This window comes from Pontibacter sp. HJ8 (assembly GCF_054824225.1).
In genome coordinates this window covers 1-1,065 of sequence record NZ_JSYF01000410.1, presented here as the reverse complement: position 1 = coordinate 1,065, position 1,065 = coordinate 1, and the positions used below count along the sequence as shown (strand labels likewise).

At 46.4% G+C, this 1,065-nt stretch carries 1 protein-coding gene; it reads left to right on the top strand.

All coding sequences use genetic code 11. From position 1 onward, the window contains the following. Window positions 1-950, top strand: a 950-nt coding sequence (locus tag OB13_RS16610; protein WP_461491300.1) for a PorP/SprF family type IX secretion system membrane protein, incomplete at its 5' end; no start/stop codon positions are given. Window positions 951-1,065: the final 115 nt, after the last annotated feature.

Below are 1,065 nucleotides of genomic sequence, written 5' to 3'. Positions count from 1 at the left end.
GTCCTCAGTACACGCAATACGTGCAGAACAATTATCTGATAAACCCGGCCGTGGCGGGTATCGAAAGCTACGCGGACGTACGCACGGGTTACAGGAGTCAATGGTTAGGTATTGATGGTGCCCCCGTTAGTTTTTATGCCAGCATACAGGGCGCTCTCAATAAACATGATAAAAATGCGCCTTCTTTGAGATTAAAAAAAGGAGGAGGAATCACCAAAAAGACTACAGCCAACAAAAATAACCGCTTCTATGTAAAACCACACCATGGTGTCGGCGCTATAGCGCAGGTAGATAAAGCCGGATTGCTTCGGGCCTCGTCACTTAACATCAGTTATGCCTACCACCTGCCCATCGCTAAATCAACAATTCTTTCTGCCGGTTTATCAACGGGTATTATGCAATACCACATAGACAGGGACAGACTGGTAGTACAGACTCCAGACGATCCTCTGATGTATGGCGATATGCTGAATCAGCTGCACATGGACCTGGGCATAGGCATGTGGCTCTACAGTAAAGACTTCTATGTAGGCGTTTCGGGCACACAGCTAATCAAGAGTAGCCATAAATACCATTATCCTGACAAGGACCCGCGGGCCGGTATGCAGCCACATTATTATTTTACCGCTGGGTACCGGGCTAACCTGTCAAATGCAGTGAGTATGACTCCTTCTTTTATGATAAAGACTGCCGAAGGAGGACTAACGGCCGTTGACGCAAACTTGAAGGCTAGTTATGAACAGCGTTTCTGGACAGGAATAACCTACAGGCACCAGGACGCCATTGCAGCTATGGCAGGAATTTATGTCAACCACCTAATCGATATCAGCTATTCACAGGATATTACCACTTCTCCACTAAAGCGTGTCAGCGCCAACACGCACGAAGTGGTTCTGGGTATCAAGTTGAATAACCCGAGCAGGATCATTTGCCCCAGATGGCTGTGGTAAAAAGCTTTGGTAGCATGGCAAAAGCATGACAGAATTCTCATGAACTGTTTACCTTTGCAGTAATTTACAAGAAGCTAAATGAACACCAACCCGAAAAATCTGGCCATAAAGGATT